Source organism: Kitasatospora sp. NPDC004745, assembly GCF_042873275.1.
GTDB lineage: Bacteria > Actinomycetota > Actinomycetes > Streptomycetales > Streptomycetaceae > Kitasatospora.
Map to the genome: position 1 here is coordinate 96,545 of NZ_JBIALK010000001.1, position 16,958 is coordinate 113,502.

Sequence of the window (16,958 nt, forward strand, 5' to 3'; positions counted from 1 at the left end):
ACGGACGACCGCCGCACACACCCCGCGCCCGGCCCGCACCAGGGCGTGATTGACGCCCGTCGCACGGGCTGCGGCGGGGCGACCCGCGGCGGTCGAGTCCGCGGGGCGGCTTCGAGGCCGGGCCGATGCGGTGGCCCGCTGCCCGGGGGGCGGGCGGGGCCTTTTCGAGGGGGCGGAGGGTGGCGGTGATCACGCCGGGGGGTGGGGGGTGAGGGGTGCCAGGGGTGGTGCGGGGGGCGGCGGTTGGGGCGAAGGTGCTGGTCCGGGGCGTGCCGGGGGCGGCGGTGCGGTGCGGGCGGGGCGGGCGCCGGGGTGGGACCGCCCGAAGGGCCGGGGGCGGGCGAAGCTACCATGTGGGCAACACCCTCAGCTCGAAAGATGGACTTGTGACTGTCAACGACGACGTGTTCACGGACTGGAAGAACCGCGAGGAGATCGCGGAGTCGATGATCCCGATCATCGGGCGGCTGCACCGGGAGCGGGATGTCACCGTCCTGCTGCACAGCCGTTCCCTGGTGAACAAGTCGGTGGTCAGCATCCTGAAGACGCACCGCTTCGCCCGCCAGATAGCCGGCGAGGAGCTCTCGGTCACCGAGACGATGCCCTTCCTGAGCGCGCTGACCACCCTGGACCTCGGCCCGTCCCAGATCGACATCGGCATGCTCGCCGCGACCTACAAGGCCGACGACCACGGCCTGTCGGTCGAGGAGTTCACCGCCCGTGCCGTCTCCGGTGCCACCGGCGAGAACAAGCTGGAGCGCCGTGACGCCCGCGACGTCGTGCTGTACGGCTTCGGCCGGATCGGCCGCCTGGTCGCCCGCCTGCTGATCGAGAAGGCCTCCGGCAACGGTCTGCGCCTGAAGGCGATCGTGGTCCGCAACAGCGGCGGCGACGACATCGTCAAGCGCGCCTCGCTGCTGCGCCGCGACTCGATCCACGGCCCCTTCCAGGGCACGATCACCGTCGACGAGGCGAACAACAAGATCATCGCCAACGGCAACGAGATCACCGTGATCTACTCCGACGACCCGACCAAGGTCGACTACACGGAGTACGGGATCAAGGACGCCATCCTGATCGACAACACCGGTCGCTGGCGTGACCGCGAGGGGCTGTCCAAGCACCTGCGCCCCGGCATCGCCAAGGTCGTGCTGACCGCCCCGGGCAAGGGCGACGTCCCGAACATCGTCCACGGCGTCAACCACGACACCATCAAGCCGGACGAGCAGATCCTCTCCTGCGCCTCCTGCACCACCAACGCGATCGTCCCGCCGCTGAAGGCGATGGAGGACGAGTACGGCGTGCTGCGCGGCCACGTGGAGACCGTCCACTCGTTCACCAACGACCAGAACCTGCTGGACAACTACCACAAGGCCGACCGCCGCGGCCGCTCGGCGCCGCTGAACATGGTGATCACCGAGACCGGTGCCGCCTCGGCCGTCGCCAAGGCCCTGCCGGACCTCAAGGCGAAGATCACCGGCAGCTCGATCCGCGTCCCCGTGCCGGACGTCTCGATCGCCATCCTGAACCTGCAGCTGGCCCGCGAGGCCAACCGCGAGGAGGTCCTGGACTACCTGCGGGGCGTCTCGCTGACCTCGCCGCTGAAGCGCCAGATCGACTTCATCGACTCCCCGGACGCCGTCTCCAGCGACTTCATCGGCTCGCGGCACGCCTCGATCGTCGACGCGGGCGCCACCAAGGTCGAGGGCGACAACGCCATCCTCTACCTGTGGTACGACAACGAGTTCGGCTACTCCTGCCAGGTCATCCGGGTCGTCCAGTACGTCTCGGGCGTCGAGTACCCGACGTACCCGGCCCCGGCACTCTGATCCCGAGCCTGCCGGACGCCCGGACCATCCAGGGCTGACTCCCCGCGAAGGCGGCGGGGCGGCGACCACCACGGTCGCCGCCCCGCCGCCTTCCGGCGTTCCCGGGGCCTCGCCGGCGCCCCGGCCCTCCCGCGCGGACCCGTCGGGGCCGCACCGTCGACAGCAGGACACCGCGTGTCCTATGGTGAACAAAGTGTTCTGACCGAGAGGGAGGACCCGCGCACATGGCGGACACGTTCACCACCGACAAGACGGCCCTCGTCGACCTCGCCCACCGGCGGATGCGGGAGGCGATACCCGACACCGGCTGGACGGCGCGGCAGAAGCTCGCGCTGACCTGCCGGATCCTGTTCGACGCCGGCCACGACTCCGGTCTGGCCGGGCAGATCACCTGCCGGGCCGAGCGGCCCGGCACCTACTACACCCAGCGCCTCGGCCTCGGCTTCGACGAGATCACCGAGTCCAACCTGCTGCTCGTCGACGAGGACCTCAACGTCCTGGAGGGCGACGGCATGGCCAACCCGGCCAACCGCTTCCACAGCTGGGTCTACCGGGCCCGCCCGGACGTCACCTGCATCATCCACACCCACCCGCTGCACATCTCCGCGCTGTCCATGCTGGAGACCCCGCTCGTCGTCTCGCACATGGACATGTGCCCGCTGTACGACGACTGCGCGTTCCTGGAGAAGTGGCCCGGCATCCCGGTCGGCAACGAGGAGGGCGAGCTGATCTCGGCCGCCCTCGGGGACAAGCGGGCGCTGCTGCTCGCGCACCACGGCCAGCTGGTCGCCACCGGGAGCATCGAGGAGTCCTGCACCCTCGCCCTGCTCTTCGAGCGGGCCGCCAGGCTCCAGCTGCTGGCCTCCGCCGCCGGGCGGATCCAGGAGATCCCCGAGCTGCTCGCCCAGGAGGCCCACGACTGGATCTCCACCCCCAAGCGCGGCCAGGCCACCTTCGCCTACTACGCCCGCCGCGCCCTGCGGGCCGGCCACCGCGACGCGCTGTCCGCCACCGGAGAGGACGGTTCCTGAGATGTCGGCGTTGAACCTGGACGGTGTGATCGCCTACCCGGTCACCCCCTTCACCCCGGACGGCGAGCGGGTCGACGCCGACCGGCTGGCCGCCCTCGTCGAGCGCCTGGTGGCGAGCGGCGTGCACGCCGTCGCCCCGCTCGGCTCGACCGGCGAGAGCGCCTACCTGGAGGAGTCCGAGTGGCGCACGGCCGCCGAGGCCGCGGTCTCCGCGGTGGCCGGGCGGGTGCCGACGGTCGTCGGCGTCGCCGAGCTCACCACCCGGGGCGCGGTGCGGCGGGCGCGGCTGGCCGAGCGGGCCGGGGCGAGCGCGGTGATGGTGCTGCCGCTGTCGTACTGGCGGCTCGACGAGCGCGAGATCGTCCGGCACTACACGGAGGTCGCCGATGCCGTCGGGATCGAGGTGATGGTCTACAACAACCCGGCCACCGCCGGCGTCGACCTCGGCCCGGAGCTGATGGTCTCCCTGGTGGAGGGCGTGGAGAACATCACCATGGTCAAGGAGAGCACCGGAGACCTGGGCCGGATGCACCGGCTGCACCACCTCACCGGCGGCGAGCTGCCCTTCTACAACGGGAGCAACCCGCTCGCCTTCGCGGCCCTCACCGCCGGCGCGGCCGGCTGGTGCACCGCGGCGCCCTGCCTGATCCCGGAGGAGACGCTGGCCCTGCACCGGGCGGTCCGGGCCGGGGACCTCGCCGGCGCGGCCGAGGTGTTCCGGCGGCAGCTCGGCGTCCTGCAGTTCATCGTCCGGGGCGGCCTGCCGACCACCGTCAAGGCCGGGCTCGCGCTGCGCGGCTTCGACGCCGGCGGCCCCCGGCCGCCGCTGCTGCCGCTGGACGCCGAACGGACGGCCGAACTGGCCGGCCTGCTGGCCGCGGTGGACGCCGGCCGGGTGGTCTGACCGGGCCGTCCCCGCGGACACGGCCCCGAGGGCGACCCTAGGGCAGCGGTGGGACGCGGTCCCCGGGCTCCGCGGGCTCGTCGTGGATCACCACCAGCACCACCGCGGGCTCGTCCCCGGTGCTGCGGCAGCGGTGCGGCACGGCCGCGTTGAAGTAGACGCTGTCGCCCGGGCCGAGCGGCACCGTCCGCTCCGGGAACTCCAGCTCGGCCGTGCCCGCGTGGACGAAGAGGAACTCCTCGCCCGCGTGCGACTTGAACGGCGCCGCGGCCCGGCCGGTCGGCGGGTACATCACGAACGGCGCCATCCGCTTGCCGGCCAGGCCGGTCGCGATCCCCTCGTACCGGGGGGCCCCGCGGCCGGCCTCGCCGGTCGTCAGCGGGGTGCGCTCGCCGGCCCGCACCACGGTGACCAGCTCGGGCTCGACCTCGTCGGAGAACAGCCGGCCGACGTCCACCCCCAGGGCGTTCGCCAGCTTCAGCGCCGTGGAGATCGACGGGTCGCTGATCCCGCGTTCCACCTTGGAGAGGTAGCTCTTCGTCACCCCCACCTGCGCCGCCAGGGCCTCCAGGCTGAGCCGGTTCTGCGTCCTCAGCGCCCTCAGTCGGCTGGCCATGCGCTACCCCTCGGTCCGGAAGATCGGCCCATTATCCCATCGGGCCCGGACGCCCTGCGGGCCCTGGCCGCGGGGGCGGCCGGACCTGCGGCTATCTTGAGGGGTCACGGACAGCCGGAGGGAGCGGGCGATGGGGATGGGTGGTCGGCGGATGGCCGCCGCGGCGGTGGCGGCCGGGGTGCTGGTGGGTGCGCTCACCGGGTGCTCCTCGGGCGGATCGGACACCGCGAAGGGCGCGTCGGGGACGGCCGCCCCGGCGTCGGGGACGGCTCCGGCGGCGAGCCCGGCCACGGGTGCGGCGTCCGCCTCCCCGGCGGCCGACGCCTCCGGTGCGGCGTCGCCCGCGGCTCCCGGCGCGGCCTCGGCGCCGGCCGCCGGGCCGTCCTCGGCGGCCTCGGCCCCCGCACCGGGCGGCAGCGGCGGGGCGCCCGTGCCGCCGCCGGCCGCGGCGACGCCCGGTCAGGACCTGGACGCGGTGCTGCTGGACGACCGGATCGTCGGCCGGGTGCTGCCCGACGCCAAGGCGATGACCGGCTGGGAGGAGGAGAAGCGGAAGGTCGACACCGCCGACCACACCACCACCTGCACCGCCGCGGCGCCCTGCACCGGCAAGCCGCTCAGCGGCTCGGTCCGGTTCTCCTCGGGGGACGTCGTCGCCCGCTTCTTCGTCGACACCCTGCCCAGCCGGGACGCCGCCAGGAACCGGCTGAAGGAGTCCTACGCCTCGTACACCGCCGGGCCGTTCCGCAAGGTCGACACCCCCGTGCTGGGCAGCGAGAGCCAGGCCTTCCAGGGCCAGCTGGCCGACGGCGAGGGCATCGGCATCGTGGTGCGTTCGGGCACCGTCGTCGCCAGCGTGACCACCGAGGGCGGGCCGGTCGACCTGGCCGCCACCCGGCGCTTCGCCGCCATGCTGGTCAAGCGGATCGAGCAGGCGCAGGCGGGCGCGACCCCCGACGCCGGCCTCGGCGTGGGCTGACGGAACGTCGGTCCGGGAGGCCCTGGCGGCCCCGGTGGTCCTGGCGGCCCCGGTGGTCCTGGCGGCCTGACGGCCTGACGGCAAGGCTGCCCCGCGCCGGCCACCCCGCGCCGGCCACCCCGCGCCGGCCACCCCGCCCGCCGCCTCGCCCGCCGCCCGCGAGGCCCCGAGCCGCTCCGGGCCCGGGGCCTCGCGGACGTCCGGACCCCCGACCGCCGCCGGCCGCGCCCGCCGCCCTCCCCGCCGGGCCCCTGGGCTGGGGAAACGGATGTCGGTCGGCCGTGATATCTACTCCTCTGGGGTGGTCGCCGCGCGGCCATGCGAAAGATGCCGACGATGTTCCAGGGGGGCCGTACATGGCGCTGTTCCGACGCCGCTCCGGCGGGGAGACCGGTCAGGACCGGGCCGGGTGGTTCGGGTTCGGGCGGCGCGCCGCCGAGCCCTCCGCCGCCGCACCGCGGCTGGACCCGGCCCTGGGGGACGAGTCCGTCCGCCTGATGCTCGGCCAGGCCCGCGCCGGGGACTGGGCGGCCCTCGGCCCGGCGCTGGCCGGCCTCGACGGCGCGGAGCTGAGCGGGGTCGTCGGCGCGATCGCCGACGTGCCCGGGGTCGAGGAGTGGACGGCCCGGGCCCTGGCCGAGCGGCCGGAGGACACCCTCGCCCTGCTGCTGTCCGGCGCCCGGCACGTGACCTGGGCCTGGGAGGCCCGCACCGGGGCCCGGGCCAAGCAGGTGTCCGAGGACCAGTGGCGGGTCTTCCACGAGCGGCTGGAGGTGGCCGAGGAGCAGCTGCTGGAGGTCGCCGAGCGCGAGCCGTCCTGGCTGGCCCCCTGGTTCTACCTGCAGATCAGCGCGCGCGGCGCCTCGCTGCCGCCGGAGGCCGCCACCTGCCGGTTCGAGGCCGCGGTGCGCCGGGTCCCCGGGCACCCGGCCTCGCACCGCCAGCGCCTGCAGCAGCTGTGCGCCAAGTGGGGCGGCTCGCACGAGGAGATGCACGCCTTCGCCCGCTCCTCGATGCTCGCCGCGCCGGAGGGCAGTCAGCTCGGCGAGCTGGTCGCGCTGGCGCACCTCGAGCGCTGGCTGGACCTCCCGGACGGCGAGGACCGCGCCTACCTGGCGAGCCCCGAGGTGGTGGCCGAGCTGCAGGAGGCCGCCTTCCGGTCGGTGCTGCACCCGGACTTCGTCCCGGTCCGCGGCTGGCAGGGCCCCTTCAACACCTTCGCGATGGTCTTCTCGCTGGCCGACCAGCGCAGGACGGCGCGGCTGCTGTTCGACGCGCTCGACGGCATGGTCACCGAGGCGCCCTGGCACTACCTGTCCGGCGATCCGGTCAAGGCCTTCCGCTCCCACCGGGACCGCTGCGCGTCCTGACGCCGCCCCCGCCCGAACCCCGTCACCCGCCCCGCGATCGAAAGAGCCTGCGGTGTCCCCTTCCGAGAACCCGGCCTCCGAGCACCCGACGAGCGCGCACACCTTCCAGGTGGACCTGCGCGGCCTGGTGGACCTCCTCTCCCACCACCTCTACTCCAGCCCGCGGGTGTACCTGCGCGAGCTGCTGCAGAACGCGGTGGACGCGATCTCCGCCCGCCGCGCGCTGGACCAGGACGCGCCCGCCCGGATCACCGTGCGCGCCGACGACGAGCTGAGCATCACCGACACCGGCATCGGCCTGACCGAGGCCGACGTCCACACCTTCCTCGCCACCATCGGCCGCAGCTCCAAGCGCGACGCCGAGGGCCGGCTGGACGGCGCCGGGCTGGCCCGGGCCCGCGGCGACTTCATCGGCCAGTTCGGCATCGGCCTGCTCGCCTGCTTCGTGGTCGCCGACGAGATCACCGTCGTCACCCGCTCCGCCGCCCGCCCGGACGCGCCGGTGATCGAGTGGCGCGGCGGCTCCGACGGCCGCTACACCATCCGCACCCTGCCCGCCTCGGCCCGCCCGGAGCCCGGCACCACCGTCACGCTCTCCCCGCGCGCCGACGCCGCCGAGTGGACGGGGCCGGGCCGGGTGCTGGCGCTGGCACGGGACTTCGGCAGCCTGCTGCGCCACGACGTGACGGTGGTGGACGCGAACGGCACCGAGCACCGGGTGAACCGCACCCCGCCGTGGGCCGAGCGGCACGGCTCGCCGCTCGCCCGGCGCGACGCACTGACCGCCTACTGCCGCGGCACCTTCGACTTCACCCCGCTCGACACCATCGACCTGGACCTCCCGCTGGTCGGCCTGCGCGGCGTCGCGTACGTCCTGCCGGACGCCGCCCCGCCCTCGCGCCGCTCCGGCCACCGGGTGCACCTCAAGGGCATGCTGCTCTCCGACCAGGCCGACGAACTGCTGCCGGACTGGGCGTTCTTCGTCCGCTGCGTGGTGGACACCGACGGCCTGCGCCCCACGGCCTCCCGCGAGGGCCTGTACGCGGACGAGACGCTGGCCGCCGTCCGCGACGCGCTGGGCGTGCGGATCCGCGACTGGCTGACCGGCCTGTCCGCGAGCGATCCGGCGCTGCTCCACCGCTTCCTCTCGGTGCACCACCTGGCGGTCAAGGAGCTCGCCCGCTACGACGACGAGCTGCTGCGGATGATGCTGCCGTGGCTGCCGTTCGAGACCACCGACGGCAACGTCACCCTGGACGAGTTCACCCGCAGCCACCCGGTGGTGCTGGTGACCCGCACCGTCGAGGAGTTCCGCCAGGTCGCCCCGATCGCCGGCGCGGCCGGCCTCGGCGTGGTCAACGGCGGCTACACCTACGACCGGGACTTGGTGCACCGGCTGCCCGAGATCCGCCCCGGCGTCTCGGTCGCCGACCTCGACCCGGGCACCGTCACCGCGCACCTGGACTCCGTCGACCCGGCCGCCGAGCTCGCCGCCGGGGCCTTCCTGACCATCGCCCGCGAGGTGGTCGGCCGGTTCGACTGCGACGTCGCGCTGCGCAGCTTCCACCCGACCAGCGCGCCCGCGCTGCTGCTGGACACCCGGGAGGCCCGGCACGAGCGCGCCCGCGCCCAGCTCGCCGACGAGGCGGACGGCCTGTGGGCGGACATCCTCGGCTCGCTGCGCGCCGAGGCGCCGCGCGCCCAGCTGGTGCTCAACCACCTCAACCCGCTGGTGCGCCGCGCCGCGACGGTCACCGACCGGGAGCTGGCCGTCACCGCCGTCGAGGCGCTGTACGGGCAGGCCGTGCTGATGACCCGCCGCCCGCTGAAGGCGAGCGAGAGCGCCCTGCTCAACCGCTCGTTCATCAGCCTGCTGGACCACGCCATGCTCGGCCACGAGTCGGCCGGCCCGGACGTCACCGACCCGAAGGAGGCGTGATGCTGGACACCCCCGACGCGGTGATGGCCGCGCTGCGCGAGAACGACGCCCGTCCGTACGGCCGGCAGCGGACCGTGGTGGCCGAGGAACTCGTCGACGCGGCGGAGCAGTTCGAGGACACCGGGGTGCACTCGATGGCCCTGCTGGAGCTGATGGAGGCCTACGAGTACGACGGCGAGCGCAGCAAGACCCCGGTGGTCTTCGCCCGGGTGCTGAAGCTCTGGGACACCGACCCGGACGGCTTCGGCGAATGGGCCCGGCACCAGGTGTTCTGGCGCTTCAAGTGGGTGGCCGGCGCCCTGCTGGACACCCCGGAGGTGCCGCTGGCGGCCGTGCACCGCTGGCACACCGAACTGCGCGACCGCTACCGGGCGGCCGGCTTCGACCTCCAGCCGTACTACGCGCAGCGCTACCACCTGGCCGCGCAGACCGGCGAGGGCCGTCAGGACGCCTACGAGCTGTGGACGGCGCGCCCGCGCACCGAGCTGAGCGACTGCCACGCCTGCGAGACGAGGGCCAGGGCCGAGCACTTCGCCGACGCCGGTGACGACGCCCGGGCGCTGGAGGTCCTGGGGCCCGTCCTCGACGGCAGCAGCTCCTGCGAGCAGGAGCCTTACCTGAGCCAGGCCGCCGCCCTGCTCCCGCTGCTGCGCCTGGGCCGGCTGGACGAGGCCCGCTCCTGCCACCTGACCGGCTACCGCTACGCGCGCGGCAAGGCCGCGATGCTGCACGCCGTCGGCCGGCACCTGGAGTTCTGCGCGCTGTCCGGCAACGAGCCGCGCGGCCTGGAGATCCTGGCCGAGAACCGCGACCTCTTCGCGGTCACGGGGGACCAGTCCGCCCGGCTCTCCTTCCTGACCGGCGCCGAGGTGCTGATCGCCGGGCTGTCCCGGGCCGGGCACGGGGCGCTCGCGGTCAGCGGTCCGCCGGGCACCGGCTGGACGGTGGACACCCTGCTCGCGCACCTGCGCACCGAGGCCGGGGCGCTGGCCGACCGCTTCGACGCCCGCAACGGCACCGGCGCGGTCGGCGCCGACCGGCGGGCCAGGCTGGCCCGCGAGCCGCAGCTGGCCGAGCCGCTGGCCCTCGGCGTGCGCGCCGCCGCCGCGCCCGAACTGGCCGCCGCCCCGGCTCCCGTGCCGCGCCGGCCGGTCGAGCCGGAGCCGGAGGACTTCACCGCCCTGGTGGTGCGCGCCCGGGAGCTGGAGCTGGTCGGGCACCCGGACGCGGAGCGGCTCTGGCTGCGGATCGAGGAGCGCTTCACCGCCGACGGTTTCGAGCTCCCGGAGGGCACCGGGGACGGCGGCGCCGCGCGGCTGCGCGCCGAACTCGCCGAGCAGCGGGCCCACCGTTCACTGGAGCGGGACGAGTACGCCGAGGGCCGGGCCGGTCTGGTGGCGGCCGCCGCACTGTTCGAGGAGGCCGGGCTGCCCGGCCAGGCGCTGATGGTCCGGGGCCGTGCGCTGATCGCGGAGCTCGGCGACGTCGAGGGCGCGGTGGCCGACTGGCCGGCCCTGGACGAGGTGCTGCGCGCGGCGGAGGAGCTGCGGGCCGCGGGCGGCGCGATGACCGACGACGACTACCTGATCGTGCTGCAGGTCCGCGCCTACGCGGCCCACCACGACCTAGTCTCGGCGCTGCCCGAGCCGCCGGCCGCGGTGCTCGGGCGGTTCGAGGAGGCGGCCGACGGCTACCACGGCGCGGCCGTCGCCCTGGGCTCCGCCCGCCGGGCGGCCACCTCCCGCCAGTACCGCGCCGACGCGGCCGCCCGGCAGGGCCGGATGGCCGAGGCGGCGGCCGAACTGCGCGAGGTGCTGGCGCAGTTGGACGCGGCCGAGCTGCCCTGGCAGACGCCGCGGGTGCTCGGACTGCTCGGCCAGGTGCTGCTCCAGGACGGGGAGCCGGCGGAGGCCGTCGAGGTGTTCCACCGGGCGCTCGCCGAGGCGGTCCGCTGGGGCGAGGGCGGCTACCCGTTCGCACCCACGTACATGATGCTCGGTCACGCCTGCATGCTGCTCGACGACCGCGGCGGTGCGGTCCGGGCGCTCACCGAGGCCGCGGCGCGCTTCGACCGCAAGGGCCGGGAGGGTGCCGAGGAGGCCGCCCGGGTGCGGCTGCAGCTCGCGGACGTGCTGCGGGCCGCGGACCGCACGGCCGACGCCGTCGCGGTGCTGGAGTCGGTGCTCCTGGACGCGGCCGCCGCCGAGCTGGACGTGCGGCTGCTGGCGCAGGCCCGGCTGGACCTCGCCCGGGGCCTGGCCGACCTGGACGAGGACCGCGAGGCGGCCGAGGAGTACCTGCGGCTGGCGGACGCCGTGGCCGGCTGGGAGGACCAGGACACCCACACGATGGTGGCCTGCGAGGCCTCGCTGGCGCTGGCCAGGGCCGGTCGCCGGGAGGCCGCGAAGGCCGCCCTGGACCGCGCGGCGGAGGCCCACGGACGGGCTCCACGGGTGGACCAACTGGCGGCCACCCTCAGGGAGTTCGCCATGCTGACGATGCGCGCCGAGGGCCCCGACGGCCTGCCGGAGGCGCTCGCCAGGCTGGCCGAGGCGGACGCCGTCGGGGCGGCCGCCGAGCGGGCTGGGCTGGAGTACGACGCCCCGTTCCTGCAGGGCGGTTCGCACTACGAGCGGGCGCGCTGCCTGGCCGTCGGCGAGCGTTACGAGGAGTCGGTGGCCGAGGCAGAGAAGGCGATCGCCCGGTACGACGACGGAGGGGAGCAGTACGGGGCGCCGCGGGCGGAGGCCCTGCGGCTCGCCGCGCTGGTCGAGGGCACCGACCTCGGCCGGACGAAGGCGGCCGTGGCCCGGCTGACGGCGGGCATCGCCCGCTGCGAGGCCGCCGGGCTGCCGGAGGCGGCGGGGGTGCTGGCCGATCTGCGGGAGCGGCTCGCCGCGGGGGAGTGAGCCGGAGGCGTGGGCCGGGGGCGTGAGCCGGCCGGGGCCGGGGCCGGGGCGTGCGTGCCCCGGCCCCGGCCGCAACCCCGGGCTCAGCCTCAGCCTCAGCCCCGGCCGAGGGCGGCCGGCGTGCCGTCAGCAGGGCCCGTCGTCGCCCCAGACGCCCCACTGGCCGCTGGCGCTCGGCACCTCGTTGAGGGTCCACCACTTCGCGTGGTACTTGTGGCCGTTGTACGAGACCTTGTTGCCCGAGGTGTACGTGGTGCTCGCGCTCCACGCCGGGTCGGTGCAGGTCCCCGAGGTGGGCGGCGGCGAGCTGGGCGGAGTGGTCGGCGGAGTGGTGGGCGGGGTGGTCGGCGGGGTCGCCCCGGCGAACTTCACGGTGTACTTGGTGAAGTCCCAGTCGTTCTGGACCACGCTGGAGCAGGAGCCGGACAGCCCCGGGTCGACGGTGCCCGGGCACTGGCGGTCCCGGTTGACCGACCAGTAGGTGTACCGGGCGAGGTGGTGGGCGGTGGCGAAGTCCAGTACGGCCTGGAAGTCCGCCTGCCGGAAGTACTCGGCGGCGTCGGTGCGGCCGTTCATCATCGACACGCCCTCGTGGGCGTACGCGGTGGCCTCGGACCAGCCGAAGGTGGTCTGCAGGATCTGGTTGAACTTCACCAGCGCGTCGGTCTGGGCGGCCGCGCCGTTGAACCCGCCGTCGAACGGCATGATCGAGTAGTTGTCCGGCGTGAACCCCTGGGACTTGGCCTCGTTCAGCATCTGGGTGCCGAACCAGCCGGTGCCCGCGTTCGTCCCGGCGGTGGTGATCGAGACGTACAGGCCGGGGTTGTTCTGCTGGAGGATGCGCGCCGCGCCGATCTCGTTGTGGATCGCCGCGGCGTTCTCGTACTCCGGCTCCTCCAGGTCGAAGTCGATCGCCTTCAGCTGGTACTTGGTGATCACCTTCTGGTAGCCGGCGGCGGTGGCCTCCGGGGTGCCGCAGACCTGGCCGAGCTTGGTGCCGCCGTACCCGCCGACGGAGACCGAGACGTCGCCACCCTTGGCCCGGACGGTCTGGATGACGCCGGGCATGGTGGTGTCGGTGTCGATCGAGGAGGTGCCGCCCCAGGCCGGGGAACAGCCGTTGCCCTGGGCCAGGATGAACGCCAGCTGGAAGGCCTTCTGCCCGGTGGCGTCCATCACCGCCGCGGCGTCCGGCGGGCTGTTGTCCTCGGGCATCAGGTAGGGCGCCGAGGCGTACCAGTTGCTGCCGAGGCCGGCGGCGGTGTCGGCGGCGGCCGAGCCGGTGCCGGCCAGTGCGGCGGCCCCGCCGGCGACCAGGCCGAGCACGCCGGCCACGGCGACGGCGACCCGGCGCGGACGGCGGCGGCCCGGGGGGTTCGGGTTCCGGGTGGCGGGGTGTGGGGGGAGTGCGCGTTCCATCGGAGGCCCTTCCAGGCGGGGACGGCGGTGGGGGGAGGGCCTGCTCGCGCCGGAGTGGGGGTGGCGCGCAGGCCCAACGGTCCTTCGGCGCGGGGTGGTTGCCGATGGCTGTCACTGGTATAGACCTGTCGAGGAAGGCCGGTCAACCCCAAAGAGGTCAAGCCGTCGGCCCCGCCCGGGCGGGCCGGCGGGGGCCCGGAACCTAGCGGACCTGGCCGCGGCGCGACGGCGGCGGTGCGACGGGCCCGGCCGACTTCAGCGTGCGCAGCACCGGCGCAGACTCCAGCGCGGTGATCTCCGGGACGCTTCCCAGCCGCCGGGTCAGGTAGCGGTGCAGGTCCGCCGGGTCGGTGCACAGCGCGGTGGCGGTGAGGTTGCTCGGCCCGGTGGTCGCCGCGACCAGCGCGAGTTCGCGGTGGGTGGCCAGCGCGCGGCCGACCCGGTCCAGGTGCGCGGGGGCGACGCTCATCCACAGCAGCGCCTGCATGTCGGCCCCGAGCAGCCGGGTGTCGTACTCCACGTCGAGGAAGACCGTGCCGTCGGCGCGGAGTTCGGCCAGCCGGCGGGCGACGGTGGCGGGGGTGTGCCCGGTCGCGGCGGCCAGGTCGCCGAGCGGGGTCCGGCCGTCCCGGTGGAGTTCGGCGAGCAGCGCGTGGTCGGTGCGGTCCAGCCCGGTCGGCGACCGGATCGCACCTGCCGTCGCCCGGCTCGGGCCCGCCGTCGCCCGGCCCGGCCCCGTCTCGGTGGGCCGCAGCCGGGCCTCCTGCTCCTCGGTCAGCGCGTCGGTGCTGCCCGGCCAGGCGGACGGCCCGCCGCGGTAGGTGTGCAGCAGGCAGTGGGCGGAGACGGCGGTGACGGCGGCGGTGCGCGGGATGTCGCGCAGCAGCAGGCTGTGGCCGTCGGCGCCCGGAGCGGTCTCGACGATGGCGGTGATCTCGGTGCCGCCGGAGGTCAGTTTGACCCAGGCGGTGTCGGGGCGCCGGACCAGCGCCTGGGCGAGGCCCTGGGCGGTGTGCGGGCCGGCGGTCAGGCGCAGCAGCCACTGGGCCCGGCCGGCCCGGTGCGGGTCGGCGAGCCCGACGACCCGCAGCCCGGCCTCGGTGCGCAGCCGCCGGTAGCGGCGGGCGACGGTCTGCGGCGACACGTCGAGGACGGCGGCGATCCGGCTGAACGGGGCGCGCCCGTCGATCCGCAGGGCGTGGACGACGGCGCGGTCGAGCTCATCCGGCATGTGCGGTCCCCTGCGGTTCGGCGGTGGGCTCCGATTCTGCCCGGTCCGGCCTCGCCGTGTGCCGTGCCTCCGCGTCGGGCCTCGCCGTGTGCCGTGCCTCCGCGTCGGGCCTCGCCGTGTGCCGTGCCTCCGCGTCGGGCCTCGCCGTGCGCCCTGCCGCCGCAGCCGGTCCTGACGCGTCCGGGCCGGCTGTGGGCGGTTCGCCGCCGGGTGTGCGCATCCCCCTGGCGGCCGCGGCGAGCAGCACCAGCGCGCCCAGCGCCACCCAGCAGGCGCGCTGCGCCCCGGCGGTGCCCGGACCGGCGAGGTAGACCCGTCCGAGCACCGCGACGCCGAGGGTCGCGCCCAGCTGCTGCACGGCGTTGAGCAGGCCCGCCGCCGAGCCGGTCTCCTGCGGCCGCAGCGGTCGCAGGGCGGTGGTGAAGAAGGCGGGGGTGAACAGGCCCTGGCCGGCGCCCAGCACCACCAGTGCGCAGGACAGCGGTGCCGGGCTCCCGCCGGCCCGGTAGGCGCCGGCGACGGCGAGCAGGCCGAGGGCCAGCGCCGCGAGCCCGACCGGCATGACCTTCGCCCCGTATCGGGGCAGCAGCCGCGCCCCCGTGTACCAGGAGGCCGCGGCCATCCCGGCCGAGCCCGGCAGCAGCGTCAGTCCACAGGTCAACGCATCGGCCCCGGAGCCCAGTTGGAGCTGGAGGACGACGACCAGGGTGAGCCCGGTGGTGACCGCGAAGAACAGGGCCGAGCAGGCCAGCGCCGCGGGGAAGCGCACCGAGGTGAACAGGCTCCGCTCGATCAGGGTGGCGGCGCCGCGCCGGGCACCGCGCCGCTGGTGGGCGCCGAAGCCCACCGTGAGGGCGGCCCCGGCGGCGAGCGAGGCCAGCGCCGGGGCGTCCGTCACCGAGCCGTCGGGCCGGAGCAGCGGCAGCACCACCAGCCCGGTGGCCGCGGCGGCGAGCGTGCTGCCGGCCGGGTCGAGTCCGGGCCGGTGCGGGGCGCGGTCCTCCGGCAGCAGCGGGGCGACGGCCAGCACGGCGAGGGCGAGCGGCAGGTTGACCAGGAAGACCGCGCGCCAGGAGGAGCCGAGCAGGTCGGCGTGGGTGAGCAGCCCGCCGAGGACCGGTCCGCAGAGCGCGGCCAGCCCCATCACCGGGCCGATGGTGCCCAGCGCGCGCCCCGTCTCGGGCCCGCGGAACAGGGCCTTGATCAGGCCGATGGTCTGCGGCACGACGACGGCCGCGGTCGCGCCCTGGACGGCCCGGAAGGCGAGCAGGGCGGCGAGCGTCGGCGCGCAGGAGCAGGCCAGCGAGGCGAGCAGGAAGCCGGCGACGCCGGTGCGGAACACCCGGCGCCGCCCGTACCGGTCGCCGAGCCGGCCACCGGTGAGCAGCAGGACGGCGAACGGCAGGGTGTAGGCGGAGGTCAGCCAGGGCACGGCGGCGGCCGGTCCGCCGAGGTCGGCGCGCATGGCGGGCGCGGCGACCTGCACGATCGTCGCGTCCAGCAGGTTCATCGCCTCGGCGGTGAGCAGGGCGCAGAGCGCCGTCCAGCGGTGCGGGTACGGGTGGGACTGGGCGGGCACGGGTTCCCCCTCGGGTGGTGACGCGACTGCCGCCACCCTCCGGCCCGTGCGTGATGCGGACCAGCCGCCGGCCACTGCATCGACGAAAAACGCCATCGGTCCGGCCCGGGCCGCCGAAAAGTTCCGCCGGCCGAAAAGTTCCGCCGGGCACCGCCCCCGGTCAGATCCCGGTGGCCCCGGCCCCCACTCGGGCTCCCACCCCGACCCCTGCGCCCGCCCCCGCCCGCACCGCGGCCAGCAGTCCGGTGACGGCCGGGGACCACGGCCGGCCGGCCGGGCCGGTGAGGGTGAGCGTGCGGTGGACGGCGGGCCGGATCGGTACCAGCACGCAGTCGGCCGGCACCATGGTGAGCGCCAGCGCGGGCATCACGGAGACCCCGACGCCCGCGTGCACCATGCCGATCAGCGTGTTGAGGTCGCGGATCCGGTGCCGGGGCGCGAACCGGGTGCCGGCCCGGCGGTACGACTCGCGGATGTGGCGCTCGCAGCCGCCCTCCGAGAGCAGGAAGTCGTCGTCCTCCAACTCGGCGACGTGGATGCTCCGTTGCCCGGCGAGCGGGTGGTCGCGGCGCAGCAGCGCGTGCATCGAGTCCGCGCCGAGCGCGACCGCCCCGGGCGGGTGCGGGCCGGCGTCGACCAGGACCGCGGCGTCGACGGTGCCGGCCGCCAGCCAGGTGGCCAGTTCGGCGTCCTCGCCCTCGAAGACCCGGACGGTGACCTGCGGGTGGGCGGCCTTCCAGTCGCGGAGCAGCCCGGGCAGCAGCGCCTGGCAGACGGTGGTCGGTGCGGCGAGCCGGACGGTGCCGGTGAGGCCGCCGGAGTGCCGGGTGGCGACGGCCCGGACGGCGGCGGCGGACGCGACGGCCGTCCGGGCGTGCGGGAGGACCTGCTCGCCCAGCGGGGTGGGCCGGGCCGGGGTGCCGCGCAGCAGGACGGGTGCGCCGAGCACCCGCTCCAGCGCGGCCACGGCGTGCGAGACGGCGGACTGGCTGATGCCCAGTTCGTCCGCGGCCGCACCGAACCCGCCGGTGTCGGCGACCGCGACCAGGGCCCTCAGCTGGGCCAGGTTGACCTCCGGAGCCATGAGACTTCCTCATCCGTGGAGCACCGTGACTTGTTGGACTCATGCTCGGCCGCCCGGCCACCCTGTGT

12 protein-coding genes are annotated in these 16,958 nt (G+C 75.5%); 7 read left to right on the forward strand and 5 right to left on the reverse strand.

Annotated elements, in window-relative coordinates; translation table 11 throughout:
• Window positions 1–386 precede the first annotated feature (386 nt).
• From ACFYUY_RS00255 to ACFYUY_RS00265, 3 genes are all read left to right on the forward strand, one after another.
• Complete coding sequence (locus ACFYUY_RS00255; RefSeq protein ID WP_360222055.1) at window positions 387–1,829, forward strand: glyceraldehyde-3-phosphate dehydrogenase; 1,443 nt, start codon at window positions 387–389, stop codon at window positions 1,827–1,829.
• A 224-nt stretch (window positions 1,830–2,053) separates the two neighbouring features.
• Window positions 2,054–2,860, forward strand: coding sequence for an aldolase (locus tag ACFYUY_RS00260; protein WP_360222052.1), 807 nt, complete (start codon window positions 2,054–2,056; stop codon window positions 2,858–2,860).
• A gap of 1 nt (window position 2,861) precedes the next feature.
• Window positions 2,862–3,764, forward strand: a complete 903-nt coding sequence (locus tag ACFYUY_RS00265) for a dihydrodipicolinate synthase family protein (protein ID WP_387896710.1) — start codon at window positions 2,862–2,864, stop codon at window positions 3,762–3,764.
• A gap of 37 nt (window positions 3,765–3,801) precedes the next feature.
• On the opposite strand, the gene ACFYUY_RS00270 is transcribed toward ACFYUY_RS00265, so the two are convergent.
• Window positions 3,802–4,380, reverse strand: a complete 579-nt coding sequence (locus tag ACFYUY_RS00270; protein ID WP_360222046.1) for an XRE family transcriptional regulator — start codon at window positions 4,378–4,380, stop codon at window positions 3,802–3,804.
• A 130-nt stretch (window positions 4,381–4,510) separates the two neighbouring features.
• Here ACFYUY_RS00270 and ACFYUY_RS00275 point away from each other — a divergent pair, with 130 nt between their 5' ends.
• The 4 genes from ACFYUY_RS00275 to ACFYUY_RS00290 all read left to right on the forward strand — a co-directional run bounded on the left by ACFYUY_RS00275 (window position 4,511) and on the right by ACFYUY_RS00290 (window position 11,577).
• On the forward strand, window positions 4,511–5,359 hold the full coding sequence (locus ACFYUY_RS00275; RefSeq protein WP_387896712.1) for a hypothetical protein: 849 nt from the start codon (window positions 4,511–4,513) through the stop codon (window positions 5,357–5,359).
• Window positions 5,360–5,715: 356 nt separating this feature from the next.
• Window positions 5,716–6,729 carry a hypothetical protein gene (locus tag ACFYUY_RS00280; protein ID WP_360222040.1) on the forward strand — a complete coding sequence of 338 codons (1,014 nt, stop codon included), beginning with the start codon at window positions 5,716–5,718 and terminating at the stop codon, window positions 6,727–6,729.
• 52 nt (window positions 6,730–6,781) lie between these two features.
• Window positions 6,782–8,668: an HSP90 family protein gene (locus ACFYUY_RS00285; protein WP_387896714.1), complete on the forward strand. Its 1,887-nt coding sequence runs from the start codon at window positions 6,782–6,784 to the stop codon at window positions 8,666–8,668.
• The gene (locus ACFYUY_RS00290; protein ID WP_387896716.1) at window positions 8,668–11,577 is read left to right on the forward strand and encodes a hypothetical protein; all 2,910 of its coding nucleotides are present in this window, start codon (window positions 8,668–8,670) and stop codon (window positions 11,575–11,577) included. Before ACFYUY_RS00285 ends, ACFYUY_RS00290 begins: the two co-directional genes overlap by 1 nt.
• A 126-nt stretch (window positions 11,578–11,703) precedes the next feature.
• Here the strand turns inward: ACFYUY_RS00290 and ACFYUY_RS00295 are convergent, their stop codons facing one another.
• The 4 genes from ACFYUY_RS00295 to ACFYUY_RS00310 form a co-directional block, all read right to left on the reverse strand.
• The gene (locus ACFYUY_RS00295; protein WP_387896718.1) at window positions 11,704–12,996 is read right to left on the reverse strand and encodes a carbohydrate-binding protein; all 1,293 of its coding nucleotides are present in this window, start codon (window positions 12,994–12,996) and stop codon (window positions 11,704–11,706) included.
• Between the two features lie 202 nt (window positions 12,997–13,198).
• Window positions 13,199–14,227, reverse strand: a complete 1,029-nt coding sequence (locus ACFYUY_RS00300; RefSeq protein WP_387896720.1) for an Lrp/AsnC family transcriptional regulator — start codon at window positions 14,225–14,227, stop codon at window positions 13,199–13,201.
• A complete protein-coding gene (locus ACFYUY_RS00305) occupies window positions 14,217–15,806 on the reverse strand; it encodes an MFS transporter (protein ID WP_387896722.1) in 1,590 nt (529 codons plus the stop codon). The genes ACFYUY_RS00300 and ACFYUY_RS00305 overlap by 11 nt, the downstream gene beginning before the upstream one ends.
• Before the next feature lie 160 nt (window positions 15,807–15,966).
• Window positions 15,967–16,890 (reverse strand): LysR substrate-binding domain-containing protein, encoded by a 924-nt coding sequence (locus tag ACFYUY_RS00310; RefSeq protein ID WP_360204883.1) that lies wholly within the window; start codon window positions 16,888–16,890, stop codon window positions 15,967–15,969.
• Window positions 16,891–16,958 lie beyond the last annotated feature (68 nt).

Excerpts from the sequence above, each read along its gene's own strand:
- ACFYUY_RS00295 (WP_387896718.1), bottom strand. The coding sequence starts at position 12,996 with ATGGAACGCGCACTCCCCCCACACCCCGCCACCCGGAACCCGAACCCC.
- ACFYUY_RS00300 (WP_387896720.1), bottom strand. The coding sequence starts at position 14,227 with ATGCCGGATGAGCTCGACCGCGCCGTCGTCCACGCCCTGCGGATCGAC.
- ACFYUY_RS00260 (WP_360222052.1), top strand. The coding sequence starts at position 2,054 with ATGGCGGACACGTTCACCACCGACAAGACGGCCCTCGTCGACCTCGCC.
- ACFYUY_RS00270 (WP_360222046.1), bottom strand. The coding sequence starts at position 4,380 with ATGGCCAGCCGACTGAGGGCGCTGAGGACGCAGAACCGGCTCAGCCTG.
- ACFYUY_RS00275 (WP_387896712.1), top strand. The coding sequence starts at position 4,511 with ATGGGGATGGGTGGTCGGCGGATGGCCGCCGCGGCGGTGGCGGCCGGG.
- ACFYUY_RS00310 (WP_360204883.1), bottom strand. The coding sequence starts at position 16,890 with ATGGCTCCGGAGGTCAACCTGGCCCAGCTGAGGGCCCTGGTCGCGGTC.
- ACFYUY_RS00290 (WP_387896716.1), top strand. The coding sequence starts at position 8,668 with ATGCTGGACACCCCCGACGCGGTGATGGCCGCGCTGCGCGAGAACGAC.
- ACFYUY_RS00265 (WP_387896710.1), top strand. The coding sequence starts at position 2,862 with ATGTCGGCGTTGAACCTGGACGGTGTGATCGCCTACCCGGTCACCCCC.
- ACFYUY_RS00280 (WP_360222040.1), top strand. The coding sequence starts at position 5,716 with ATGGCGCTGTTCCGACGCCGCTCCGGCGGGGAGACCGGTCAGGACCGG.